General features: G+C 67.6%; 25 protein-coding genes. 10 read left to right on the top strand and 15 right to left on the bottom strand.

The window, feature by feature from the left end:
- Nucleotides 1-80: 80 nt before the first annotated feature.
- The 10 genes from ACIA12_RS30655 to ACIA12_RS30610 form a co-directional block, all read right to left on the bottom strand.
- Nucleotides 81-1277 (bottom strand): condensation domain-containing protein, encoded by a 1197-nt coding sequence (locus tag ACIA12_RS30655; protein WP_396370655.1) that lies wholly within the window; start codon nt 1275-1277, stop codon nt 81-83.
- The gene (locus ACIA12_RS30650; RefSeq protein ID WP_396370654.1) at nt 1274-2311 is read right to left on the bottom strand and encodes a hypothetical protein; all 1038 of its coding nucleotides are present in this window, start codon (nt 2309-2311) and stop codon (nt 1274-1276) included. The genes ACIA12_RS30655 and ACIA12_RS30650 overlap by 4 nt, the downstream gene beginning before the upstream one ends.
- Nucleotides 2308-3207 carry a phosphotransferase family protein gene (locus ACIA12_RS30645; protein WP_396370653.1) on the bottom strand — a complete coding sequence of 300 codons (900 nt, stop codon included), beginning with the start codon at nt 3205-3207 and terminating at the stop codon, nt 2308-2310. The genes ACIA12_RS30650 and ACIA12_RS30645 overlap by 4 nt, the downstream gene beginning before the upstream one ends.
- The gene (locus ACIA12_RS30640; RefSeq protein ID WP_396370652.1) at nt 3204-4193 is read right to left on the bottom strand and encodes a Gfo/Idh/MocA family protein; all 990 of its coding nucleotides are present in this window, start codon (nt 4191-4193) and stop codon (nt 3204-3206) included. Before ACIA12_RS30640 ends, ACIA12_RS30645 begins: the two co-directional genes overlap by 4 nt.
- Nucleotides 4183-5436 (bottom strand): hypothetical protein, encoded by a 1254-nt coding sequence (locus tag ACIA12_RS30635; protein WP_396370651.1) that lies wholly within the window; start codon nt 5434-5436, stop codon nt 4183-4185. The genes ACIA12_RS30640 and ACIA12_RS30635 overlap by 11 nt, the downstream gene beginning before the upstream one ends.
- On the bottom strand, nt 5433-5687 hold the full coding sequence (locus tag ACIA12_RS30630) for an acyl carrier protein (protein WP_343964522.1): 255 nt from the start codon (nt 5685-5687) through the stop codon (nt 5433-5435). Before ACIA12_RS30630 ends, ACIA12_RS30635 begins: the two co-directional genes overlap by 4 nt.
- A gap of 1 nt (nt 5688) precedes the next feature.
- Nucleotides 5689-6864 carry a radical SAM protein gene (locus tag ACIA12_RS30625; RefSeq protein ID WP_396370650.1) on the bottom strand — a complete coding sequence of 392 codons (1176 nt, stop codon included), beginning with the start codon at nt 6862-6864 and terminating at the stop codon, nt 5689-5691.
- A gap of 10 nt (nt 6865-6874) precedes the next feature.
- Nucleotides 6875-8203, bottom strand: coding sequence for an MFS transporter (locus ACIA12_RS30620; RefSeq protein ID WP_396370649.1), 1329 nt, complete (start codon nt 8201-8203; stop codon nt 6875-6877).
- 167 nt (nt 8204-8370) lie between these two features.
- Nucleotides 8371-8598, bottom strand: a complete 228-nt coding sequence (locus tag ACIA12_RS30615) for a hypothetical protein (protein WP_396370648.1) — start codon at nt 8596-8598, stop codon at nt 8371-8373.
- Nucleotides 8599-8641: 43 nt separating this feature from the next.
- Entirely contained in the window at nt 8642-9256 is a 615-nt protein-coding gene (locus tag ACIA12_RS30610; protein WP_396370647.1) for a TetR/AcrR family transcriptional regulator, read from the bottom strand.
- A 108-nt stretch (nt 9257-9364) separates the two neighbouring features.
- Here ACIA12_RS30610 and ACIA12_RS30605 point away from each other — a divergent pair, with 108 nt between their 5' ends.
- From ACIA12_RS30605 to ACIA12_RS30580, 6 genes are all read left to right on the top strand, one after another.
- The gene (locus ACIA12_RS30605; protein WP_396370646.1) at nt 9365-10381 is read left to right on the top strand and encodes a hypothetical protein; all 1017 of its coding nucleotides are present in this window, start codon (nt 9365-9367) and stop codon (nt 10379-10381) included.
- A gap of 180 nt (nt 10382-10561) precedes the next feature.
- Nucleotides 10562-11956 carry an extracellular solute-binding protein gene (locus tag ACIA12_RS30600; protein ID WP_396370644.1) on the top strand — a complete coding sequence of 465 codons (1395 nt, stop codon included), beginning with the start codon at nt 10562-10564 and terminating at the stop codon, nt 11954-11956.
- A gap of 28 nt (nt 11957-11984) precedes the next feature.
- A complete protein-coding gene (locus tag ACIA12_RS30595) occupies nt 11985-12920 on the top strand; it encodes a sugar ABC transporter permease (RefSeq protein ID WP_363828475.1) in 936 nt (311 codons plus the stop codon).
- Nucleotides 12917-13744, top strand: coding sequence for a carbohydrate ABC transporter permease (locus ACIA12_RS30590; protein ID WP_396370643.1), 828 nt, complete (start codon nt 12917-12919; stop codon nt 13742-13744). The genes ACIA12_RS30595 and ACIA12_RS30590 overlap by 4 nt, the downstream gene beginning before the upstream one ends.
- A 77-nt stretch (nt 13745-13821) precedes the next feature.
- Nucleotides 13822-15234, top strand: a complete 1413-nt coding sequence (locus tag ACIA12_RS30585) for a sensor histidine kinase (protein ID WP_396370642.1) — start codon at nt 13822-13824, stop codon at nt 15232-15234.
- Nucleotides 15228-15881 carry a response regulator gene (locus tag ACIA12_RS30580; protein ID WP_396370641.1) on the top strand — a complete coding sequence of 218 codons (654 nt, stop codon included), beginning with the start codon at nt 15228-15230 and terminating at the stop codon, nt 15879-15881. The genes ACIA12_RS30585 and ACIA12_RS30580 overlap by 7 nt, the downstream gene beginning before the upstream one ends.
- 54 nt (nt 15882-15935) lie before the next feature.
- Here ACIA12_RS30580 and ACIA12_RS30575 read toward each other — a convergent pair whose 3' ends face one another.
- The 4 genes from ACIA12_RS30575 to ACIA12_RS30560 all read right to left on the bottom strand — a co-directional run bounded on the left by ACIA12_RS30575 (nt 15936) and on the right by ACIA12_RS30560 (nt 18947).
- Nucleotides 15936-16631, bottom strand: a complete 696-nt coding sequence (locus ACIA12_RS30575; RefSeq protein WP_396370640.1) for a hypothetical protein — start codon at nt 16629-16631, stop codon at nt 15936-15938.
- 115 nt (nt 16632-16746) lie between these two features.
- Nucleotides 16747-17376 carry a hypothetical protein gene (locus ACIA12_RS30570; protein ID WP_396370639.1) on the bottom strand — a complete coding sequence of 210 codons (630 nt, stop codon included), beginning with the start codon at nt 17374-17376 and terminating at the stop codon, nt 16747-16749.
- A gap of 4 nt (nt 17377-17380) precedes the next feature.
- Nucleotides 17381-18604 (bottom strand): RNA polymerase sigma factor, encoded by a 1224-nt coding sequence (locus tag ACIA12_RS30565; protein WP_396370638.1) that lies wholly within the window; start codon nt 18602-18604, stop codon nt 17381-17383.
- 1 nt (nt 18605) lies between these two features.
- On the bottom strand, nt 18606-18947 hold the full coding sequence (locus ACIA12_RS30560; RefSeq protein WP_396370637.1) for a YciI family protein: 342 nt from the start codon (nt 18945-18947) through the stop codon (nt 18606-18608).
- A gap of 122 nt (nt 18948-19069) precedes the next feature.
- Here ACIA12_RS30560 and ACIA12_RS30555 point away from each other — a divergent pair, with 122 nt between their 5' ends.
- From ACIA12_RS30555 to ACIA12_RS30540, 4 genes are all read left to right on the top strand, one after another.
- A complete protein-coding gene (locus ACIA12_RS30555; RefSeq protein WP_396370636.1) occupies nt 19070-20377 on the top strand; it encodes a M16 family metallopeptidase in 1308 nt (435 codons plus the stop codon).
- A complete protein-coding gene (locus ACIA12_RS30550; RefSeq protein WP_396370635.1) occupies nt 20374-21726 on the top strand; it encodes a M16 family metallopeptidase in 1353 nt (450 codons plus the stop codon). The genes ACIA12_RS30555 and ACIA12_RS30550 overlap by 4 nt, the downstream gene beginning before the upstream one ends.
- A 55-nt stretch (nt 21727-21781) precedes the next feature.
- The gene (locus tag ACIA12_RS30545; RefSeq protein ID WP_396370634.1) at nt 21782-22117 is read left to right on the top strand and encodes a DUF4190 domain-containing protein; all 336 of its coding nucleotides are present in this window, start codon (nt 21782-21784) and stop codon (nt 22115-22117) included.
- Nucleotides 22118-22252: 135 nt separating this feature from the next.
- On the top strand, nt 22253-23971 hold the full coding sequence (locus tag ACIA12_RS30540; RefSeq protein ID WP_396370633.1) for a S8 family serine peptidase: 1719 nt from the start codon (nt 22253-22255) through the stop codon (nt 23969-23971).
- A 51-nt stretch (nt 23972-24022) separates the two neighbouring features.
- Here ACIA12_RS30540 and ACIA12_RS30535 read toward each other — a convergent pair whose 3' ends face one another.
- Nucleotides 24023-24766: a hypothetical protein gene (locus tag ACIA12_RS30535; protein ID WP_396370632.1), complete on the bottom strand. Its 744-nt coding sequence runs from the start codon at nt 24764-24766 to the stop codon at nt 24023-24025.
- Nucleotides 24767-24807: the final 41 nt, after the last annotated feature.

Raw genomic sequence — 24807 nt, 5'->3', positions numbered from 1 at the left:
AGCTGTCCCGACTGACGAGATCGACGCTACGGAGACGTGGACGCCGTCCCCAGGGAGTTGGGCAGCCTGCGGGGGTAGTGCTAGGTCCCCTCTTTGCGGAGGAGGTAGTCGCGGAAGCCGGCCCGCACCTGGTGCACCAGTGGCTCGGTCCAGTCGGTGCCGTCGGCACTGAAGTGGCCAGTGAGTACGCCGTCCGTCCTGGTGCGGACACGGATCGCCAGGGCGTCGGCCAGCCCGGTGTCCTTGGGACCTGCGGCTGTAGCGACCTCCGCTTTGACTGTGCCGAAGGTGAAGCCGGTGGGCCATTGCTGGGGGACGTACTCGAAGAACGGGGTGCGCTGGGGGTCAGTGACTGTCTCGTAGATCGCTGAGGCTGGGTAGCGGGCGTAGCGGCTGCAACCGACTACGGCGTCCCGTACTGCGGGTATGTCGGCGGCTAGTGAGCCGGTGACGCGGGGGATGGCCAGGTAGGAAGGGACGATGCAGGGGCCGAGCAGGTGCTGCCAGGCCGGGCGGTCTCGCTTGCCGAAGAGGGTGGTGAAGGCCAGGGTGTCGCCAGGGCCGACGTGCGGGTCCATGCCGTGGGCTAGTGCGGCTAGGTAGGTGACCAGAGGGGTGCTTCGGTGCTGCTTGGTCAGGACGTCGACGGCGGCAACCTCTTGGGTGCTGAGCAGGGCGTCGCGAAAGGCCAAGGCGCTGGCGGGCGGGGCGGAGGCGGACGGGGCCGCCGGCTGCGGCTGCGGCTGCGGTTGCGGTGAGACCTTGGCGTCCCGGATGCGGGAGTGCCACCAGGCGGCGGCTTCGGTGCTGGTACGGCGTACCTGGTCTGTCTCTGCTGCCGTGTAGTCGGCGTACTGGGCAGGTGGTGGTAGCTCTTGACCGGTATAGAGGGCGGCTAGCTCGGTGACTGTCTCCCAGAGGGTTACCGGGTCGGAGACCATGTGGTGCAGGTGCAGTGCGAGCTGGTTGCCGGCTAGGCGCAGTCTGATCGGGCGGGCGATGTCTACCGGGGCATGCGAGCTGACCTCGTCGACGAGTTCCAGGGATGAGCGGGGCTCGGGGTGAATGAGTTGGAGGCGGTCGTCGCTGACCTCTGTGCGCAGTACCTGATGGCGCTGCTGTAGTCGCTGGAAAGCCTCAGCTAGTCGGTCGGCGTCCAGTTGGTCGGCGAGCGTCAGCACTGTGTTCATCGTGAACCAGGGGCCCTTGGCGAAGCCGGGGCGCTTCTCGTCCATCTCCAGGGCGAATGTCTGCCACAGCGAGGTCGGGTGAGTCACAGCAGCGCCTGCGAGTAGTCGGGGACGTCTGCGGCGACCAGTGCTCTGTGCAGGTCCTCCAGTACCTCCACAGCGAACCCCTTCTGCTGCCACTGCTCGAACGAGATGCCGAAGCCCAGTTCGATCCACAGGTCGGCATTGCGCTGCTCATGTGGGCCGAAGGGCTCTAGCAAGACGGTCGGAGTCGCAGACCACAGCGAGTCGAGCAGTGTGCCTCCACCAGGCTTGCTCACCGTGGCGAGCGCTTGGCGGCACAGGTCGAAGGAGCCGTGGTGCCCTGTCCGCTGGTGGAAGGTGGTCGGCTTCCCTGCTTCTACCTCGCCGAAGGGCGGATAGCCGTCGTCGAGCCACGGGTGCCACTCGGGGTCGATCATGAAGTAGCGCACGCGCTCGGTGGAGAGGTCCCGGTCCTCGTAGGCGACTACGTCCAGCTCGAAGCCGGCCTGGAGCAGGTCGTCGGCCCGCTCGCGGTAGGTCCCCATGCCCCAGCCACCACCGTGCACCAGCAACCGCTGATCCCTGTGCTGCCAGGACACGGGTTCATCCCGGCTGACCGGGATGCTGCAGGGGATCGTCAGGTTGTCGGCGTCCGCGAGCCAGATGTGCCGCACCGGCAGCGTGGTCGGCCCGGCCTTGTCGAAGGACGGGGACTGGACCGAGTCGACATGGCACACGTCTACGGGCACTTCGCCGTACTGGGCGATGTACCGCTCGACCAGTGGGAGCCAGAAGCCGGAAAAGACCACGAAGCGGGTCACTCCCCGCGCCTGCCAGCCTGCGAGGAGGGCGGTGACAGCTGTCTCCTCCGTGGCGACCGAGGCGTCGCGGGCGAGCTTCTGGCCGGCCAGGGCGATCCGGAAGTCGCGGTGGAAGGCCTGCTTGGAGCGGGCCGTGGTCGCGAGGGTCTCGGGCGGCATCAGGCGCTCCAGCACGGAGACGTTCGCCGGACGGCCCTGCTCCTTCAGGCGGTCGGCCAGCAGGAGACCAGGCACGTGGACTCCGAGCGCCACACCAGAGGTGAGGATTTCGATCACAGGCGGTCCAGCTCTTTGGTCAGGTGCCGCAGGACCAGCTTCACCGTCGCATCATGGTCAGGCCCCTCGTAGCCGCGCGGGGTGCCCTCGATCAGCATGATCAGATACAGGTAGATCCGGTACAGCCCGAGCGTCTCGCCCAGCTCGATCTCGCCGTACCCGGCGAGCAACTCGGCATCCACCGACGAGCTGAACAGCGTGAGCGAGACGAACTCGGCCACCGGGTCACCCCAGAACGCGCGCTCGCCGTCGACCAGCCCGGTGATCCGTCCGTCCTCGACCAGAATGTTGCCGTCCCAGAGGTCGAAGTGGATCAACCGCGGACTCCGTACCTCGTCCAGCCGGTCGAGGCGACTGAGGACGAGCTGGCGGATCTGCTCGGCCGGCCGTGGCAGCTCCACCGCGAACCGGCTGGCATCCGCGAGCAGGTCGTCGACCATGGACAGGAATGCCTGGCTCCAGGTTGCGACCAGACCCTTCTGCGGGTAGCCGAAGCCCGGGCCGGTCACCTCGTGCAGCGTCGACACGATGCCGCCCAGTTCGCGCCGCAGGGCGGGACGCTCATCGGCCGGCACGCCCTGCATCGTCGTACCGGGGAGGGCAGTCATGAGCAGGTAGTCGTCACCCGTGTGCACGACCTCGGGAACGGGCGCCTTGCCGCGGGCGGCCTCGTAGAACAAGGCTTCGGTGTGAATCAAGTCTTGTTCATAAGTCAGAACGGGAGCGCTCGGATCGGGCGAGACCTTGAGGATCAGGTCGGGGCCGATCCGGTAGACCGTGTTGAAGGTGCCCTCGGTGAGTTCGGTGATCTCGGCGTGCGGGCCGCTGGGATCGACGCCGGCTTCCTTCAGGACTTGGTTCAAGGCAATCCGGTCGAGTTGGCGTTTGTTGCTCATCGGGTTCCCTTGCGGCGGCGGGCGTCGGAGTAGATCTCGTCCATCAGGGCGATCCGCGGCGTGGCCGCGTCCAGGTCGTCGGTGGTGCTGTCGAGGATCCGGGTGAGCTGGCGTTCGTAGTAGGAGATTGCCGGGAAGCCGATCACCTGGCGGTCGCCGTCGGTGGGGGTGACGATCAGGTTGAGCGGGATGGCGGCGGCGACCGGGCGGAGGAAGTTCCTGAGTTTGATCGTGGCGTGTTCGAAGGTGAAGACGTGGTCCGAGAGGTGCTGCTCGCCGACGTCCGCGGTCAGCGTCGCCTCGGCACCGGTCGCCCAGCGCAACGAAGCCTCGAAGGAACGGTCGACGCCGTTGGGTCCGTCGAAGTCCGACCTGCCCTCAGCGGTGATCGCGTCCAGCCCGATGGTCGCCTGGACTGCCTGCAGCCAGTAGCTCGCCGTGTCGAAGAAGATGCCGCCGCCGAGCTCCGGCCGATCGCGATACCCGCCGGGAGCCGGTACTGCGAACCTGATCCGGGTCTCCATCTTGACCAAGGGACCATAGATCTCGTCGTGAACAAAGTCGTGAACCGTCTGCTGCCACGGGTGGTCCGCGGTCGCGACCGCCTCATAGACCTTCACGTCCGTGGCGGCGAACGACAGCTCGGCCAGCTCCTCGGCGGTGAGGCAGAGCGGCTTCTCCACGATCACGTGCTTGCCGGCGACCGCCGCGCGCACGGCCCAGCGGTGGTGGGCTGAGTTGTGCAGGGAGATGTAGACGGCGTCGATCGACGGGTCGGCGAGCAGGGCCGCGTAGCTCTCGTGCACCACCGGGATCCCGTGCCGGCTGGCGTATTCCTTGGCGCGCACCGGATCGCTCGCGGCGACTGCGCCGATCGCGATCACCGGCGAGCCTGGCGCGTCCGGTGCCCTGACGCAGGCGCCCTGCTTCAGCAGCGTGCGTTCGGCGATCCCGGTGGCTCCGATCAAGCCGATCTCAAGCGGCATCGGTCATCCCTCGTGGTGTCAGGCCGACCGAGATCAGTTCGGTCAGCAGGCGTTGCCGCCATCGGTGGATCTCACCGGCGGCGCAGAAGATGGCGACGTGGACCCGCCCGCCAGGGGCCGCCAGGGTGCTCCCGTTGAGCACCGTGACGCCTGGCTGTGCGGTTCCGGCGTACCGGATGGTGTCGAAGGCCCGGATCAGGTCCTCGACGGACTCGCCGGGGGCGAGGTTGAGTTCGAGCTGCCAGAGGTGGCCGGTGAGGCCGTGCTCCCTGGCCTGGCGGTCGAGGTGGATCGCGAGCAGGCCGAGTGATTGCCTGGCGTTGATCTCCAAGACGGGGATCACGGTGCCGTCGTCGAGCAGCATGGAGTCGATCCCGACCGGGCCCCAGTAGCCCGCCTCGGTGAGGGCGGGCATGACTTCGGCGACGGTTTCGGCGTACCAGCCCTGGTCGATCAGCGACGGGGTGGCGGGGCTGGAGCCGAAGTGGCGGAAGCCGCGGTTGGTCATCTGCTGGATGCCGAGGAACTCCCAGCTGCCGTCGGGGTCGAGGTGGAGATGGCCGGAGAAGTCGTGTTGCTTGCGGAACTTCTCCTGTACGACGAGCTCGACCCGCAGGCCCTGGTCGACCTGCTTGCGGAGGACTCGCTCGATCGCCTTGAGGACGCCGGGGGAGTTCGCTTCGAGCAGCGCCCGGCCGGAGACGCCGTACGGATCCTTGATCAAAGCCTTGAAATCAAGGGCGGTGACGGCGTCGACCAGTTCGTCGGTACTGCGAACCAAGCGGCCGGCACCTGGCAGTCCCAGGCGCCGGACCAGTTCGTTGGACCAGGTTTTCGAGTTGACCTGAGCAACCACATCCGGTGCCGGAAGCAACTGTTTGGCCAGCGTCCAGGTCTCCGGCAGGACGGCGTACGGCGCGATGGTGGCGCCACGGAGCTGGGTCATGATCGTCTGGTCGGCCAGGATGTGCCGCTCGATCGGGCCGGGGCCGGGGTCGCCGAGGGCGAGGTGGTCGAACCGCAATCCCACGTCTGTAAGGCCTTCTCGTACCGCCGTCGACATCGGGCGTCTGGTGATCAGCAGGTCACCGGGGTCGCAGAAGCCGGCGAGCAGCTCGTCCATGGCGTCGACGGCCGGGTCGCTGCCGCTGTTGCCGATCGCCGGGAGTGCGGCCAGATCGGTCGGCCGCCATCGGGACTCGGCGTCGAACGTACCCAGCCGCACTACGAGATGCTCAGTCATCGCACCGGGGCCGCCAGGTTGGCGACGAAGGTACTGAACTGGCGGACCGAGCGCAGATCGTCCAGCTGCAGGTTCGGGTAGTCGAGCTCGAGGTCGAACTCGTCCTCGATCGCCAGCAGGAAGGTGATGGTCTGCAGCGAGTCCAGGCCGTACTGCTCCACCAGGTCGGCCTCCGGTCCGATCTCCCCGGCGGTGATGCCGTTGTCGAGGACCTTGGCCAGGACGTTCTTGACGCGTTCTTCGATCTCCACCTCAGACTCCGTTCAGATAAAGGAGAATGCACTTCGAGCAGACCGGCATCATGCCGTTCTCGGACATGATCCGGCGGACCTCTTTGAAGGACTGGCTCTGCCACAGCTCCGTCACCGACTGGTCGTACAGGTTGCCGACCACGAACTCCGGGAAGAACTTGCAGGAGCTGACGGCGCCGTCGGCGTGCACCTCCATCCGGTTGGACACCGCGAGGCATTTGCTGCGGTGCTGGGCCGGGCGCGACGTACCGAGGATGAAGTCGTCGACCTCGTCGTCCTCGAGCTGCGGCTGGTAGCGGAGGCGGACGTTCCAGGCGCGGGAGGCCAGGCGGGCCATCGAGTCTTTCAGCGCCGGCAGCTCTTCCTCGGGCAGCTGGTAGGTGTACGAGTGCCAGGTCGGCTTCTTGGTGTCGGTGCTCGGGTTCAGCCAGGAGAACGTCTTCTCGTACAGGGCGTCCATCGAGTCGGCGACCTGGGGGCTGATGTACCAGGGAAACTGGAAGTAGACCGTGTTGACGCCGAGTTCCTCGGCCCACTCCATGAACTCGTACATCTTGTGCACGGTGACGTGGCTGACCATGCAGGACAGCGACAGCTCGCCGTCCCACTCGCCCTTGCGCTTGAGGTCCAGCATCAGCTGGATGTTCTCCATCGTGCGCTTGAAGGTGCCGCGGCCGCGGAGTGCCTCGTGGTCCTCGCCGAGGCCGTCCAGGCTGACCAGCAGGTTGAGGTTCTCGCCGATCTTGAGCAGGTCGTCGAGCTTGCGCTTGAAGAGCAGGCCGTTGGTGCACATGTTGACGGTCCGCGGGTACTTCACGAGGAGGTCCGCGACCTGGTCGAACTTGGTGTGCATGAGCGGCTCGCCGCCCCAGAGGAAGAGCTTCGAGCGGACGGGTGCTGTGGTGCGGAGTACGTCCTCGACGACCTCCAGGTCGAGTTCGGTCTTCTGCTTCTGGATGCTGAAGTCGCGGAAGAAGCCTTGCTCGTTCCACTGGTAGCAATGGGTGCAGCGCAGGTTGCAGCGGTAGGTCAGTTGCAGGCTGACCTCCTGCGGCAGCGGTGCGGCGTAGCTGGGGTCGAGCAGGAGGTTCTTGCGTGCCTTGGAACGGATGGACACGGTGTGTTTGATGTCCGCGAATTCCTTGGTGTTCAGGGTTCGCGTCGTAGTGGGGCGCATACGATCTCCCTCAGGCTTGGCTTGAACGTCGGATCGACAGCACGCTGGCTCCGGTGATCGCACCTCCTGTCGCTAGCACGAGGACGAGACCGGTCGAGGTCCCGAGCTGTCCACCCAGTACGCCGGCCGCGAACCCGCCGGTGAGCGCGCCGAGCGGGATGGTGGAGGAGGTGACGGTCCGGGCAGTCGCGTGGACGGTGCTCTGGAGGTCGGCCGGGGTGACGTTCTGGCGGACGCTGGTGGTCAGTACGTTCCAGACGGGCGACCAGATCGACGCGCAGACGCGAATCACCACGAGGACAATCGCCGGCGCAAACACCAGACTGACCGGAATCGCCAACCAGAACACACCTTCCAGCCCGGTCAGCAGGAGGGTGCGGTGCGTGCCGAACCGGTCGACGAGGCGGTTGGCAGCGAACGCACCCAGCAACCCACCGATGGACCCGGCTGCAATCAACAACCCACCCTGCAGGCTGGACAGTCCGAGCGCGCGATAGGCAAAGAGCAGCAGCACAGCGTCGACCATGCCGGTGCCGAAACTACGCACAGCCGCGCCGATCACCAACGGCTTCAAGACCTCGTGGTCCATCACAAACCGCAAACCGACAGCAATCCGCCGCCGCATCGCCTGCGGCGATGCGACGGCGGGGGATAGGGCGCGGGCTTCAGGCGAGGTGGCCTGGAGCCCGGGGCTGGGGTGCCCCGCTTCGCTTCGCTCGCGGGACGGCGCGGCGCCGGGCGTGGCGGTCGGTTCGAGGGTTTGGATGCGGGTTCGGGTGAGGGCTGAGGCTAGGAAGGGGAGGGCGCTCAGGAGCAGGCCGTAGTACGGGCCGGTGAGTTTCAGGGAGAGGCCGGCTAGGGCGGGGCCTGTGAGTTTGGAGAGGCTGTCGGAGCTTTGGAGGCTGGCGTTGGCGGTTACCAGGGCTCCGGGTGGGACTACGACTGGGAGGTAGGACTGGCCGGCTATGTCTACGAAGACTGTGGCTATGCCGGCTAGGGCTACGACGATGAGGAGTTGGGGGATGGTGACCCAACCCGCCAGGGCGGTCAGGGGGATGGTGGTGAAGAGGGCGAAGCGGGTTAGTTCGCCGGTGATCATTACCTTGCGGCGGGGGAGGTGGGTTAGGGCGGCACCGGCTACCAGGCCGAGGGTGGGGTAGGCGAGCCAGCCGATGGCGGAGAGGATGCCTACCTGGGCAGAGGTTGCGTCGAGGGTCAGGATGGCGATGCTGGGGACGGCGAAACCGGTTAGGCGGTCGCCTACGAAGCTTGCGGTTTGGCTGGTCCAGTACCAGTTGAAGTCCGCCTTGGGCGGAGCTGTCCCCACGGTTGTCCGCATCGCACCTCCGACTCCCCAGCGGCCGTTGTGTGCCTTACCCGCTTAGTTCAAGCTCTGAAATAAGCGGCTCGGCACAACCTAACCGGGTAAGTCGCGAGTCTCAAGCCCTCCGTCACATCTCGATCGCAGACAGTCGCGAAGTGGGAGAAGCCTTCATTTTCTGGGAGTCAGAGCTCGTCGGGGGATCCGATCGGCTTCTTCCGCTCCTGCTGGAGCTGGATCTCGATCCGTGACTCGGCCGCCGTCGGCCGCCACATCTGTTCGAACGGACCCATCATCGAAGCCCCGATCCCGCGCCGGCGCGACCGTGCCGCGGCCCAGGCGAGCAGGACCAGAAACCCCGCCACCACGGCAAGACTCAGGAACAGAATCCAGATGTCGTCGATCGCTCCCACCTCCGTTCGATGGACGTGGGGGAGCCGCCGATCGTTCCCCGGGCTAGACCGGTTTGACGGCCGGTGCGTTCAGCAGGGCGGCCAGGCCGGTGGTGTAGCCCTGGGGGGTGACGTCGCCGAGCAGCAGGCGTTGGAGGACGAAGCCGGGCACCATACCGAAGAGGGCCTGGGCGATCAGCTTGGGATCGGCCTCCGGGTCGACTGTGCCGTCGGCCTGCGCGCGCCGGGCGACCGCCTCGAAGTTCGACCGCAGCATCCGGTACTTCGAGGAGGCCGTCACCATGATCGCGTCGTTGTGCAGCGCCTCGGCCCAGGCCTGGATGGCGACCCGGGTCAGGTCGTTGTCCGGCATCTCGGCGATCCGGAGCACGTGTTCGAGCACTGCCCGCAGCGCGTCGACCGGGGTGACCGGGTCCGGGGAGTTCAGGATGCCTTCGAAGAGCTGGTCGATCGTGCTCAGCGCGTCGTCCGCGATCGCCGAGACGATCTCCTCCTTGCTCTTGAAGTAGCCGTAGACCGCGCCGGCCGAGAGTCCGGACTCGCGGATCACGTCCGCCATCGTCGTCTTGTGGAAGCCCTGGTCCATCACGCACTTGCGCGCGGCCAGGACGATCTCGCGCCGGCGGTTGGCGCGGTGTTCCTCGGTGACCTTCGGCATGCCGCCAACATAAAACGAATGTCCGTTCTTGACAACTGAGGGGTGATCCCGGCAGGCTCGGAACCAATAAAGAACGATCATTCGGTTTGAATGAGGAGCTGAGCCGCGATGTCCGAGCACAAGGCTGTCCCCGAACAGACCAGCCGCGTTCCGGTGGCGGCGGTCGTCACCTTGCTGACCGCGATGCTGACCGTCGTGCTGATCGCGTTCGCCTGGCCGGCCGCGCGGTCGCAACCGCGCGACCTGCCGATCGCCGTCGCGGGTCCGGCGCAGGCCGCCGCGCAGGTGAAGGGTGGACTCGAGCAGGCGATGCCGGGCGGGTTCGAGATCGACTCGGTCGCGGATCGGGCGGCCGCGGTCCAGGCGATCAAGGATCGTGATGTGTACGGCGCGATCGTGCTCGATCCGCAGGCGCCCGAGGTGCTGACGGCATCGGCCGGCGGCCCAGCGGTGGCCCAGATTCTCACCCAGCTGTCGACCAGGCTCGCGGCTGAGAATCCCGGCGTACGGATGAAGGTGACCGATGTCGTCCCGCTGCCCAAGGATGACCCGCGCGGGGCTGGTTTGGCTGCCGGTGCGTTGCCGCTGGTGCTCGGTGGCATCATCGCCGCGGCCGTGCTGACCCAGCGGATCAGAGGCGGCGGCCGCCGGGTCGCGGGGGCGCTCGTCTTCGCTGTGACCGGTTCGCTGGCGCTGGCGGCCGTGCTGCAGTTCTGGCTGGGTTCGCTCGAGGGAACCTACCTTGCCAACGCGAGCGTGATCGGCTTGTCGATCGGTGCGATCTCGCTGACGCTCCTGGGCCTGGAGGGGTTGTTCGGGTTCGTCGGCCTGGGCGCTGGCAGCGCAGTGATGATGCTGCTCGGCAACCCGCTCTCCGGGCTCACCAGTGCGCCGGAGATGCTGCCGACCGGCTGGGGTTCGCTCGGCCAGTTCCTGCCGCCGGGAGCATCCGGTACCGCGTTGCGCTCCGTGAGCTTCTTCGACGGCGCGGGCTCGGGCCGCTCATTCCTGGTGCTCGGGTGCTGGCTCGTGCTGGGGCTGCTGCTCTGCGGATTGGCGGCGACCCGGAGTCGGGGACGGAGTGTCGTACGGGCCCGGCACGAGGCCTCGCCGGTTAGCGTCTGACTGATGTCGGCGCGGTGACCGGATTGTTACGAACCGGTCTCCGCGCAACGGCGTCACGGCGAGGACAACGTTGTCTCTCAACCATTGACTTCACTGGTCTGAGCCTCCTACGGTCACGGAAAGCCCAGGGGGTTTGAGCGGTGGTACCGGGATGACAACGATTGCCCGAAGGTGGACGTGATGGCCATGAAAAACGGTTTCAAGACCGCAGGTGTGCTAGCTGTCGGCGCGCTCCTGCTGGGGGTGTCGGCCTGTAGTCAGGGGTCGACGACCAAGACGCCGGATGCCGGCGGTAGTCAGAGTGCGGGCCCGGCGAACATCAAGATCGCCTACCAGCAATGGGGCCCCGGCACCACGATGAAGAACTTCCTCACCGGCGCAAAGGCCGAGTACGAGGCGGCGAACCCCGGTTCGAAGGTCGAGATCCTCCCTATCGTGGCGAGTGAGAACGACTACTACACCAAGCTGCAGCTGATGATGCGCTCGCCGAACACGGCGCCGGACATCGTCTACGAGGACACCTTCCTGATCAACTCCGACATCACCGCGGGGTACCTGAAGCCGCTCGACGACTACATCAAGAACTGGGCCGACTGGAGCCAGTTCGAGGACACCGCCAAGGGCGCCGCGAAGGGTCAGGACGGCAAGACCTACGGCATTCCGGACGGTACGGACACCCGCGCCCTCTGGTACAACAAGAACTTGTTCAAGCAGGCCGGCCTGCCGACCGACTGGCAGCCGAAGAACTGGGACGACGTGCTGAACACGGCGCGCACGCTGAAGCAGAAGCTCCCCGGTGTGATCCCGATGAACGTGTACTCGGGCAAGCCGATGGGTGAGGCTTCGGCCATGCAGGGCTTCGAGATGCTGATGTACGGCACCAAGGACCCGCTGTACAACTACGACTCGCAGAAGTGGGTCGTCGGCAGCCAGGGCTTCAAGGACTCGCTGAACTTCATCAAGACCGTCTACACCGAGGGCCTCGGCCCGTCGCCGAAGCAGGCGCTCGACCCGAACATGGGCAGCAAGGTCGGTACCGAGCTGCTGCCGGGCAACAAGCTCGCGATCGCGCTGGACGGCTCGTGGATCTACGGCAACTGGCTCAAGACCGGCGCCAAGCCGTGGCCGCAGTGGGCAGACGTGATGGGCCAGACCGCGATGCCGACCCAGGACGGCGGCGGCAAGGGCAAGGTCAGCCTCTCCGGTGGCTGGACCTGGGCGATCCCGGCCAAGTCGAAGTCGCCGGACGCGGCCTGGAAGTTCATCCAGTCGCTGCAGACGCAGAAGAACGCGACCAAGTACGCCACCGACGGCGCGCAGATCGCGGTCCGCAAGGACGTCGCCGCCGACGCCGGCTACAAGTCGTCGTCGAAGAGCACCCAGTTCTTCACCGACCTGGTCTCGGTCACCGTCTACCGGCCGGCGCTGCCGGAGTACCCGAAGGTCTCCAACGAGATCATCACCGCGATGGAGGCCGTGATGACCGGGCAGTCGTCGCCGGAGGACGCGGCCAAGAACTACGACGAAGCGGTCGAGGGCATCGTCGGCAAGGACAAGACGACCGCCGGCAACTAAGCAGAAGTTTTCCGAAAGGGTTTCCCCTGTGACGACAACTGCTCCCGCCGTGCCCGCTCCGATCGGCAGCAAGCCTGCCGATCAGAGCGGGCCACCGCGCGGCGCCAAGCTGTTCAAGATGTTGCCGTTGGCACCGGCCATCGGGCTGATGCTGGTCTTCCTGGCCGGCCCGATCCTGTACTGCGTCTACGCCGCGTTCACCAACATGGCGCTGACCGGGACCGGGGCGGCGAACGTGAAGTTCGTCGGGCTGGACAACTTCCGCAAGGCCTTCGGCAGCCACGCCTTCACCAACTCGATCTGGCTGACGCTGGTCTTCACGCTGATCTCCGCGATCATCGGCCAGAACACGCTCGGTCTCGGCCTGGCGCTGCTGATGCGCCGCTCGACCAAGCTCGTCCGCAGCTTCGTCGGTACCGCCGTGATCGGCGCGTGGGTGCTGCCGGAGGTGGTGGCGGCGTACCTGCTCAGCGCGTTCTTCAACACCGACGGCACGCTGAACGTGATCCTGCACAAGGTCGGGCTGCCCGGCCAGGACTGGTTGTACGCGGCACCGATCATCGCCGTCTCGATCGCCAACATCTGGCGGGGTACGGCGTTCTCGATGCTGGTCTATTCGGCAGCGCTGAGCGAAGTACCGAAGGAGATCGAGGAGTCGGCCGAGATGGACGGCGCGACCGGTTTCCGGCGGCTGATCTTCGTCACGCTGCCGATGATCAGCCGGGCGATCATGACGAACCTGATGCTGATCACGCTGCAGACCCTGAGCGTCTTCGGCCTGATCTTCGCGATGACCCGAGGTGGTCCTGGCACCAAGAGCCAGACGCTGCCGCTGTACATGTACGAGCAGGCGTTCAGCTTCTCGCAGATCGGCTACGGCACCGCGATCGCGCTGGTGATGCTCGCGATCGGCGCGGTCTTCTCGCTGATCTACCTACGTGGACTGAATGCGGAGGCCGCATGATCCCGCGCGACCGGATCAACAAGTTGACCGCGAACCTGATCCTGCTCTTCCTCGGCGTGCTGTTCATCCTGCCGTTGCTCTGGGTGCTGTTCGCGTCGGTCAACCGGACGGCGGGGCTGCGGGTCGAGTTGCCCACCAGCCCGACCTTCGCGAACTTCAAGGCGGTGCTGAACGTCACCACGACGTACCGGCCGGTCCTGAACGGGATCGTGCTGTGCGGCGGGTCGGCGTTGCTGACGATGCTCTGCTCGGTGCTCGCGGCGTATCCGCTGTCCCGCTTCAAGACCAAGTTCAACCGGCCGTTCCTGCTGACCGTGCTGTTCTGTACCGGCTTGCCGATCACCGCGGTGATGGTGCCGGTCTACGGACTGTTCGTGCAGCTCAACCTGGTCGACACGCTCGGCGGCACGATCCTGTTCATGGCGACCTCGTCGCTGCCGTTCGCGATCTGGCTGACCAAGACTTTCATGGACGGCGTGCCGATCTCGCTGGAGGAAGCGGCCTGGGTGGACGGCGCCAGCAACATGCAGGCGCTCCGCCGGATCGTCCTGCCGCTGATGTGGCCGGGCATCGCGGTGGTCGGCATCTTCACCTTCATCGGCATGTGGGGAAACTTCTTCGTCCCCTTCATGCTGCTGCTGTCGCCGGAACGCCTGCCGGCCTCGGTGAGCATCTTCACCTTCTTCGGCCAGTACGGCGAACCGAACTACGGCCAGCTGGCCGCGTACTCCCTCATCTACACGTTGCCGGTCCTGCTGCTCTACCTGCTCCTCAGCAGGAAGCTCGGTGGCGCCTTCGCCCTCGGCGGCGCCATCAAGGGCTGAGCGCAACCCCTGCACCTCCCGGCCCGGCGGGTCGTGGAGGTGCAGGGACCAGTGCTGAGGGCGTACGGTCGGTAACCATGAGCAATGCCGTGACGAGGGCACGGCCGGAGGCCGGAGGTCGCACGTCTGCTGTGACCATGCTGGTCGCCGTGGTCGGCGTAGTGATCACGGTTGCGCTGTTCGCGGCAGGGCAGCGCGCGTGGGAGTACCGGAGCCCTGCGTCGCACCTGGTCCTGGAGACGGTCGACGCCTGTGTCGCGGTGCTCTTGTCGTACCTCGTGTACGGCCGCTTCCGGCGCAGTGGCAGCCGGCAGGACTTGTTGCTGCTGCAGGGATTCGCCTTGCTGGGCGTGGCTAATGCCGGCTTGGCACTGACCTTGGCCCAGACGGACTGGGTGGGTGTGCTGGGGCTGTGGTTGCCCCCGCCGCTCCGGGTGCTGGGCACGTTGCTGATCGCGGCGGCCGCGCTGCTTCCACACCGCTCGGTGCGGTCGGCGTGGCGACGGTGGCTGGCCGCGCCGCTCCTCGGCGTGGTGGTGGTCATCGCTCTCGTACTGCTGTGGCAGCGCGACAACTTACCCGGGACGGACCAGGTGGAGGCCGGGTATCGTCCCCCGATCAGCAGTCATGGTCACCCGGGTCTCCTGATCACGCAGATCGTCACGCTGCTCGCCTTCGCCGCCGCAGCCGTGGCATTCACGGTTGAGGCGCGCAAGCGGGACGACGTACTGCTGCGCTGGCTTGGGCCGGCCTGCGCGTTGGGTGCGTTGGCCAGAGCGAACTACCTGATCTTCCCGGCGAGCGGGCCGGACTGGGTCTACAGCGGCGACGTACTCCGTACCGGCTGCTACCTCCTGTTACTGATCGGTGCCGGCCGGGAGATCAGCCGCTACTGGGCGGCGCAGGCCGTGGCGGCCGTGGCCGAGGATCGGCGCAGAGTTGCGCGGGAGATGCACGACGGTGTCCTGCAGGAGCTGGGCTACATCCGCTCCGAGCTGGCCGCGTTCGCCTCGGTGGACGAGCAACGCGTCGACCGGATCCTCGCCTCGAGCGACCGGGCGCTGGACGAGGCGCGTCAGATGCTGGTCGCGCTCGGCCGGGCCGGCGACGAGCCACTTGCCGACGCCCTGGAACGCGCGCTCGAGCAGATCGCCGAGCGGTACGGCGTTGCGCTGGCGCTGGAGCTGGACGTTTCGATCGCGGCTGATACCGAGCAGCGGCATGCCCTGGTCCGGGTGGCTCGGGAGGCCGTCCTCAACGCCGTACGGCATGGGCAGGCCGAGCGGATCCGCGTGCGGCTCGAGCAGGACGGCGAGGGCCGGCTGCTGGAGGTGACCGACGACGGGACGGGGTTCGAGCCCGCCGGCCGGACTGCCGGCCAACCTGGTTTCGGGTTGATCAGCATGCGCGAACGCACGGAGGCCTTGCCGGGCGTATTCCGGATCGAGTCGAAGCCGGAGGGCGGAACGACGGTGCAGGTCAGATGGTGAACCCCGAACCTCGCCGGGTGGTGATCGCCGACGACCACCCGCAACTGCGCAACCAGATCCGGACCGCCTTGGAGGCAGGCGGTTTCGAGGTCTGCGCCGAGGCCGCGAGCGGTCCGGAGGCAGTGCGGCTGGTGCAGGAGCACGATCCGGACGTGGTGCTGCTGGACGTGCACATGCCGGGCAACGGCATCAGGGCGGCGACCCAGATCGCCCAGTTGCGGCCCGAGGTGGCGATCGTGATGCTGACCGTATCCCGCGACGACTCCGACCTGTTCGACTCGCTCCGGGCCGGCGCATCGGGCTACCTGCTCAAGGACACCGACCCGGTCCGGTTGCCTGCCGCGTTGCGTGGGGTGCTGTCCGGCGAGGCGGCGATCCCGCGGTCGCTGGTGGCCCGCATCCTCAACGAGTTCCGGACGCCTGGCCCTTCCAGGTTCGGTCGCCGGCCGAAGGTGGCGGCCCGGCTCACCTCCCGCGAGTGGGAGGTGATGGAGCTGCTGGCCGATGGGCTGAGCACCGACGAGGTGGCCCGGCGGCTGTTCCTGTCGCCGACCACCGTACGGGTGCACATCTCGTCGGTACTTCGGAAGCTCCGGGTCAAGGACAGGCAGGCCGCGATCGACCTGCTGAGTGACGATTCGTCGTGAGGGCGGACTGCCGCCTCCCCCCTTTCTCCCCCCTCCTGGCCGCCCTCACGCCGTCTAGTTGCGCAGCCCCAGGCGCGCTGAGTCCCTGCCGTCGTTGTCGTCGATGATGCTGATGCCGATCTGGTAGCTGCCGTTGGCGGCGTAGCGGTGGCTCCCGGTCACCGCGCCCCGCCCCGAGGCGGCGAGCGAAGTGCTGCCGTCACCCCAGCGGACGAAGGCCGTGTGCGTGTCCGCCGTTCCCGGATCGCTGTACGGCGCGCTCACCGAAACCGCGAGGGCGCCGAGCCGGGTACTGAGCGGGTGCCCGAGACTGGGTGCGACGTTGGCCGCCGTCCAGCCGAACGACTCGGTGCCGGTCGCGCGCTTGTCGTCAGTCGCCCGGACCACGACGATGCCGGACGCGTCGTCGGCGCTGGTGTACGACCAGGACCAGGTGCCGTCACCGTGGTCGGTCACAGTTCCCGCCCCGCTCGCCCGGGTGACGGTCAGTTTCCGGATGCCCTCGGTGAACGATCCGTGGGTGGTCAACGGCGAGCCCTCGTCGCCGTCGGCGTCGGCGGGCAGGCCGGTCGGGACCGGCCGATCGGCCGTGACCGGCACGTGGCCGGCCACCGTCGTCAGGCCGGCCCCGTCGCTGCCGCTCGGGTGATCGTTGTCGCCGGCGTGCATGATCCCGGCGAACACCAGGGCGGTCACCGTCATGACCACCGCCAGTGCTGCGTGCCGGGTGAAGAAGACGCGCTCGGACATCGAAGACCCTCCGTAGGTACGGTGCACACCCCTCCGCGTGCACCACCTGCCGTAACGCTAAGTAGTGAAGGCCGGGTCGGCCTAGGGGCAAAGGTCCTCTTGAGCGTTCAAATAACTAAACGCCTGCGATCTGTTCGCAGATGGCCCAGGCAGAGCTGCGCAGAACGGCGGCCGTCTCTTCGGGCAGGCCCTTGACCGGCAGGTCCAGCAGGGTGGGGTCTTCCTGGAGGAGCGAGATCAGGAAGACACAGGCAGTGAGGTAGCTGCCTGCGAGGGCCGGATGAGAGTTGTCGGTGTCGTGCAGTGACGGCGTCGGATGGGCCGCCTGGAACTGCTCCCAGACGAGGCCGGCCGGGATGAGGATGGTGCCCAGCTCCGCCGCGATGGTGGCGTAGGCGGTGGTGAAGGGCGCTTGCGGCTGGTTCTTGCGGGACCAGGTCATGTACAGGGCGGTCTGGGCGCCGACCTCGGTGATCGCGGTGTGGAAGTCGCGGATGTTCTCGTGCATCCGGCCCGGGTTCTTCAGCGGGAGGGTGCTCTGCTCCTGCAGGACGACCGTGTCGTAGTTGCCAGTGGCAAGTTCGGCCAGGGCTTTCCCGGCGTTGAGGTGCTGACGCAGCGAGGCGCCCCCGGCCGACATGAGCTTGTGGTCGATGGCGAGACCGCGTGCGGCGGCGAGGGCGGCGATCAGGGCCGGCAGGTTGTTGCGCGAGGTGAAGCTGTTGCCGATGAACAGGATCCGCATCCGGTCAGGATCGCAGTTCGTCCAGGCGGGCGGTCAAGAAGGCAGCCTCGGTGGTGTTGTCGGTGAAGGCCAGGGCTTCCTCGTACGCCGCTGCGGCTGCGGCCGGCTGGCCCGTTTGGCGGAGCAGGTCGGCGCGGGTCGAGGCGTAGTACGGGTAGGTCGCCAGGGCGGGCTCGTCGGACAGGGAGTCGAGTACTGCGAGTGCTGCCGCCGGGCCGTCGGTGTAGCTGAGGGCAACTGCTCTGTTGAGCGACACGACGGGGGAGGGCCAGCGGGCGAGGAGTAGGTCGTAGAGGCCGAGGATCTCGGGCCAATCGGTCTCTGCCCACGTACGAGCTTCGCTGTGTACTGCGGCCACGGCAGCCATCAAGGCGAAGCGGCCGACCCGGGACGGGTGTTGCAGGGACGTGGTGACCAGCGCCAGGCCCTCGGCGATGAGAGCCTTGTCCCACAGGGAGCGGTCCTGCTCGGGTAGGAGCACCAGAGCGTCGCCGGAGACCCGGGCGGACTCCCGGGCGTGGGTGAGCACGAGTAGACCGAGTAGGGCGGTTGCCTCGCTGCTGTCCGGGAGCAGGAGGTGGACCATCCGGGCCAGGTCCAGGCCGCGGCGGGTCAGGTCATGCCGGATCAGTTCGTCGCCGAACTTGGCGGTATGGCCGGCCGAGTAGACCAGGTGGATGACATCGAGGACGGCGTCGATCCGCTCGGGCAGGTCGGCGATACGCGGGATCCGGTAGGGGATGCGCGACTGGGAGATCTTCTGCTTGGCCCGGGTGATCCGCGCCTGCATGGCCGACTCCTTGACCAGGAAGGCCTTGGCGATCTCGGCGGACGACAGACCGCAGACCAGCCGGAGGGTGAGCGCCACCCGTGCTTCCTGAGCCAGGGCAGGGTGACAGCAGGTGAAGACCAGCCGCAGTCTGTCGTCAGGGAAGCCATCGGAGGACTCCACCGGCTCAGGGAGGAGCAGCGGCAGTTTGCGCTGGGACACCTCCGCCCGCCGGCGATGCTCGAGCGCCCGGCGGGTGGCGACCGTGGTCAGCCAGGCGCCGGGCCGCCGGGGGATGCCCTGCTCGGACCAGTGCACGAGCGCCTTGGCGTACGCGTCCTGGACACAGTCCTCCGCCAGGTCGAGGTCGGCCGCCACCCGGGCGGTGGTCGCCAGGACGTTGGCCCACTCCTGCTGATGGGCCTGTTCGACCGCCCTGGCGACCTCGCTGCTTGTCATGTCAGTTGATGATCGGCCGTACTTCGACCCCGCCCATCGGCGACGGCACCTGCTTGGCGATGGCGAGCGCCTCGTCCAGGTCGGCGGCCTCGATCACGTAGTACCCGCCCATCACCTCCTTGGTCTCGGCGAACGTGCCGTCGGTCACCACGAAGCCGCCGTTGCCGTCCGAGCGGATGGAGGTCGCCGTGTTGCTCCCGTCGAGTTGGGCGCCGCCCACCACCGCCGCCTGGTTGGCCTGCACGAACGCGCCGTGATTGACGTGGTTCTGCTCCGCCACCGACGGGTCGGCGGCGTCCCAGAGCGCCTCGTTGTCGTAGATCATCACCAAGTACTTGCCCACAGCTTCGACCTTCCGTCGTCGGACCGGTGGAACTCCACCGCTATCACATCGATGCGCGAGACCGCTCCGGATCGACAATCGGCCCGAAGTTTCTTTCACCGGCCAGCACGTAGGGTGGCTCCATGCCGCTGAACTATCCGCTTGCTGAGCAGACGTTGGACAACGGTCTGCGGGTTGTTGTCAGTTCTGACCGGAACGTGCCGATCGTGTCGGTGAATCTCTGGTACGACGTGGGGTCGCGGCACGAGCCGCCGGGGCTGACCGGGTTCGCCCACCTGTTCGAGCACCTGATGTTCCAGGGTTCGCGCAACGTCGAGTCGGGGCAGCACTTCTCGCTGCTGGAGAGTGTCGGGGCGAGTCTGAACGCGAGCACCTTCTTCGACCGGACGAACTACTTCGAGTCGCTGCCCAGTGGCGGGCTCGACCTCGCACTGTGGCTCGAGGCGGACCGGATGGGCTACCTGCTCGACGCGGTCAACCAGGACAACCTCGACAACCAGCGCGACGTGGTGAAGGAGGAGAAGCGGCAGAGCTACGACAACCGGCCGTACGGCGACTCGTACGAGCGGCTGGTCCGGCTGCTCTTCCCGGAGCACCACCCGTACGCGCACATGACGATCGGCTCGATGGCCGACCTGGACGCGGCGGCGGTCGAGGACGTGCACGCGTTCTTCCGCAAGTACTACGGCCCGAACAACGCCGTCCTGACCATCGTCGGTGACGTCTCCGCCGAGGACGCGTTCGACGCGGCCAAGCGGTACTTCGGGCACCTGCCGGCCATCCCGACGCCGCCGCCCGCACCGGACGGCACGGTCGGCCCGCTCGACGGGGTGTTCCGCGACGACGTGGTCGACGACGTCCCGTCGGACCTGATCACGATGATGTTCCGGCTCCCGGTCGACGGGACGCCGGAGCTCGACGCCGCGGCGCTGGCGCTCGACGTGCTGGCCGGCGGGCAGAGCGGCCGGCTCAACCGGCGCCTGGTCCGCGACGAGCAGATCGCCCAGTCGGTCTCCGGTGGCGCGCTGCCGCTGATCGGTGGCGTCTCGTTCGGCACGCTGACCGGGATCGCCTCGGAGGGTATCGACCTGCAACAGGTCGAGGACGCGCTCGTCGAGGAGGTCGAGAAGCTCGCCAAGGACGGCATCACCGAGGACGAGCTGGCGACCGTGCAGGCACAGGCCGAGCGGGACTGGCTGGAGCAGCTGGCCACCTGTGGCGGCCGGGCCGACGAGATCTCGCACCACGCGTTGCTGTTCGGCGACCCGAGCCGGATCAACACCCGGATCGACGAGCTCCGCGCGGTGACGGCGGATCAGGTCCAGGCGGCGGCGAGCAAGTGGATCCGCGCCGGTTCGCGCGCGCAGGTGACGTACCGACGGCAGACAGAGGCAGCAGAAGCAGCAGAAGCAGCAGGGGAGCAGGAATGAACAGCCAGGCCTTGACCACACCGCCGGCAGTCGCACCGCCGCGCCCGTGGCGCTTCCCGCTGGCGACCAGTACTACGACCCGCTCCGGCACCCCGGTCCACGTGTTCGACCGTCCCGGCCAGTACGTCGCCACCGTGCGCGTCACCGTCGCCATGCCGCTGGCTGTCGAGCCACGCGAGCTGGAGGGCGTCGCGACGATCATGTCGCGCACGCTGGACGAAGGCACCGAGCTGAAGTCGGCCAACGAGTTCGCGGCGGCCCTTGAGCGGCACGGCGCGGCATACGGGGTGGATGTCAGCTCGGACGCGCTGCACGTCGAGATCTCGGTCCCGACGTCGCAACTCGCGCCGGCCGTCAAGCTGCTCGCCGAGGCCGTCACCCGGCCGGCCTTCAACCAGGCCGACGTCGGGCGGCACGTGACGATCCGGCTCGGCGAGATCAACCAGGAGCGGGCCAACGCGGGCTACCGTGCTCGGGAGGCGTTCGCCGCCAACCTGTTCGACCAGTCGTCGCGCAGGTCCCGCCCGACCGCCGGTACGCCGGACACCATCCGGCCGCTGACGAACGTACAGGTGGCCGAGTTCTACCACGCCAACATCGGTCCGGCGCGGGCCCAGATCCTGTTCGCGGGCGACGCGACCGGGGTCGACGTGGCCGCGGTGATCGACGATGCCTTCGGTGACTGGACCTCAGACGCCGGTACTGCGATGGAGACCCCCGAGCCGCTCTACATCGCCGGGAACAAGCTGGTGCTCGTGGACCGGCCCGGCTCGGTGCAGAGCCAGCTGCTGATCGGTTGCCCAGGGCCCGATCGCCGCGAGGACATCTGGGGCGCGGCCGCGGTCGCCAACCATGTCGTCGGCGGCACGATCACTTCCCGCGTGGACACCGTGCTGCGCGAGGAGAAGGGCTACACGTACGGCACCCGGACCAGCTTCACCGCGCCGCGCAAGGGCGGCACGTTCAGCCTGGGCGGCGCAGTCCGTACCGAGGTGACCGGCGCCGCGATCAGTGACGCCCTGAAGATCCTGCTCGACGCCCGCGACGGACTGACGGCCCAGGAGGTCCAGGACGCGCAGGACAGCCTGATCCGTACTGCGCCGCTGCGCTACGAGCAGGCCGACTCGATCGCGCAACAGGTCGGCAGCAACATCGCCGCCGGGGTGCCGCTCGACTTCGCCGATACCTACCTGGCCCAGATCGCCGCAACCACAGCAGAGACGGCCACCGAGGCCTACCGCCGGTACGTCGGAGCCAACGGCCTGCTGGTCGTCGTCGTGGGGGAGGCGAAGGAAGTCCGTGGCCAACTCGCAGGCCTCGGAATCGGCGACATCACCGAGCTGAGCTGAGATCCTCTGCTCGGGGCCAAGCCTCTTTGACCCCGAGCAGAGGAGAACATCAGGTATGCCGGATGACGAGGAGTACCCGCCGGAGGGCTGGCCGCGGCAGTCGCAGTACGTGTACCCGCAGCCGCTGAACCAACGACCGCAGGACAACTCCGCCGCGACCATGTCGATGGTGCTGGGCATCGTCGGGCTGGGTACCTGCCTGGCTTTCCTGTCGCCGTTCGCCTGGGCCAAGGGCAGCCAGGCGCTCGAGGAGATCGACGCGAACCCGGGCGTGTACGGCAACCGCGGGATGGCGGTCGCCGGCCGGATCACCGGCATGATCGGCACCGCCCTGCTCGGCCTCGGGCTGCTCGCCGGCCTGGTGATCGCGGGCGTGCTGCTCGCCTCCTAACCCTGACCGGAACGATCCGGTCAGTCGCTTGCTTTCGATCCTGACAACGTCGGCATCTCGCCGAACCCTGGTGAACCAGGCTCCGCGGATTTAGCGTGTGCCGGGTCAGACTCACTTCAGGGAGGGGATCCGCTCGTGAGAGACGTCCGTAGATCGTTGTGTGCGGCCACCGGCGCCATCGCGCTGGTGGCCGGCGCGCTGGCAGTTCCGGTCACCGCCGGCGCCGGTACGACGGCGGTTGCCGGTGGCACCACGGAGTACACGGTGTTGCTGCAGACCGGGGCCGACCACGCCCAGGCGCTGGCCGCGGTACAGGCGGCCGGAGGCTCGGTGGTGAAGGAGAACACGAACCTGGGCACGATGACGGTGCTCGCTGCCGCGTCCGGGTTCGTCACCAGGGTGTCCGGAGTTGCGGGCATCGAGGGCGCGGCGCGCACCCGCCCGATCGGCCAGTTGCCGCAGGCAAGGCCGATCACGGTCGAGCAGGAGCACCTGAACGCCGTTGCCAAGGGCAAGAGCGCCACGGCGAAGAGTGCGGCCGCGAGCCGGACCGCCGATCCGCTCGACGCCCAGCTCTGGGGCCTGCGGATGATCCGCGCGGATCTGGCGCACGCCAAGCACCCGGGCAAGAAGGCGGTCAAGGTCGGCATCCTGGACTCCGGGATCGACGCGCGCAACCCCGACCTGGCGCCGAACTTCGACTGGAAGTTGTCCCGCAACTTCGTCACGGACATCCCGGAGATCGACGGCCCGTGTGAGTTCCGTGGTTGTGTCGACCCGGTCGGCTGGGACGACAGCGGGCACGGCACGCACGTGGCCGGCACCGTCGGTGCCGCCCTCAACGGCGTCGGTGTCTCCGGTGTCGCGCCGGGGGGCTCGCTGGTCGAGATCCGCAGTGGCCAGGACGGCGGCTTCCTCTTCCTCGGGCCGGTGACGGACGCGCTCACCTACGCCGGTGACGTCGGGCTGGACGTGGTCAACATGTCCTTCTACGTCGACCCGTGGCTCTACAACTGCACGGCCAACCCGGCCGACAGCCCGGAGGCGCAGGCCGAGCAGCGCACCGTCATTAGCACGATGACCCGGGCGCTCAACTACGCGCACAACAAGGGCGTCTCGCTGGTCGGGTCGCTCGGCAACAACCACGAGGACCTCGGCAAGCCGCGGACCGACATCTCCAGCCCGGACTTCGGCGACGTCGCGCCGTACCCGCGGCCGATCGACAACGCGACCTGCGTCGACCTGCCGGTCGAGGGCCCGCACGTGATCGGTGTGTCCGCGCTCGGGCCGTCGGGCAAGAAGGCGGACTACTCCAACTACGGGCTCGAGCAGATCGAGGTGTCGGCGCCGGGTGGCTGGTTCCGCGACTACTTCGGGACGCCGCAGTACCGGACGAACGAGAACCTGATCCTGTCGACCTACCCGGTCAACGTCCTGCAGAACGCGGCGACGCCGCTTGTCGACGCGGCGGGCAACATCACCCCGGCAGGTGTGGCGGGCGGAGTACAGAAGCAGTGCCCGGCCGGTGTCACCGACTACACGAAGTGTGGCTACTACAACTGGCTGCAGGGGACGTCGATGGCGTCGCCGCACGTGACCGGGGTGGCCGCGCTGATCGTCAGCGAGTACGGCAAGAAGGGTTCGCACCACTCGTTCGGGCTGGCACCGGACAAGGTGCGGAAGATCCTGCTGGACAGCGCCCAGGAGCGGGCCTGCCCGACGCCTCGCCTGCAGACGTACGTGAACGAGGGGCGGTCGACCGAGTTCGACGCGCTCTGTGAGGGGCCGCGGACGTTCAACGGCTTCTACGGCAACGGCATCGTCGACGCGTACGCGGCGGTGACCAGGTACTGAGCAACAAGACCGCGGGCCCGGCACATCTGGTGTGCCGGGCCCGTCGTTTGTCTACTTGGGGATGAGCAGACAGGTGGTGCCGCGGTCGCCCCGGCTCCAGGCGGTCTCGTTCGGGTGCAGGAAGAAGACGTTCGACGGCTTGTCCGGTATCTGCTTGAGAGCCTTGAAGCGGTCCGTGCACCCCTTCTCGGCAGCAGCCTGTACGGCGGCCAGGCCGGGCCACTCGCCGGCGGGGAGCTCGAAGATCGCGAACACCTTGCCACCGTTGGGCTGGTCGCAAGGCTGGACCTTGATGTCCTTGACCACACCCTCCTCGACACCGGTGATGCAGTCACCGACCCGGAGCTTGTCCGGCCGCGTGTTCACCGTCGTGGTGACCTGACCGGAGGCGTCGCGGTCGGGCTCGCTGTTGCTGGCGATCAGTCCGATGACGATGAGCCCACCGAGGACGACCCAGAGGCCGCTGATCACCAGACCGGCGATCGCCAGTCCCTTGCCGCGCTGCCCGCGCTTGGGGATCTGGGTCAGCGCGACGATGCACAGGATGATGCTGATCAGCACGATGCCGAAGATGCTGAGGATGAACCCGATGATCGCCGGTGTGCTGGTCCCGCCCGAACCGGGCGGCAGACCGCTCTGCCCGGGGTAGGGCTGGTAGCCCGGGTACCCACCTGGTGGCGGCGGGTAGCCACCCTGCGGCGGCGGATAGCCACCTGGCGGGGGATAGCCGCCCTGAGGCTGGCCGCCGCCTGCGGGCGGCTGACCTGGGTTCTGTGGGGGTGGTGTCGGGTCCATGGACGGAATGTAGACCCGGCCAGGGACAAAACTCGGGAGCT

Source organism: Kribbella sp. NPDC051620 (assembly GCF_044453825.1).
Lineage (GTDB): Bacteria > Actinomycetota > Actinomycetes > Propionibacteriales > Kribbellaceae > Kribbella.
This window is presented reverse-complemented; position numbering and strand designations above follow the sequence as displayed.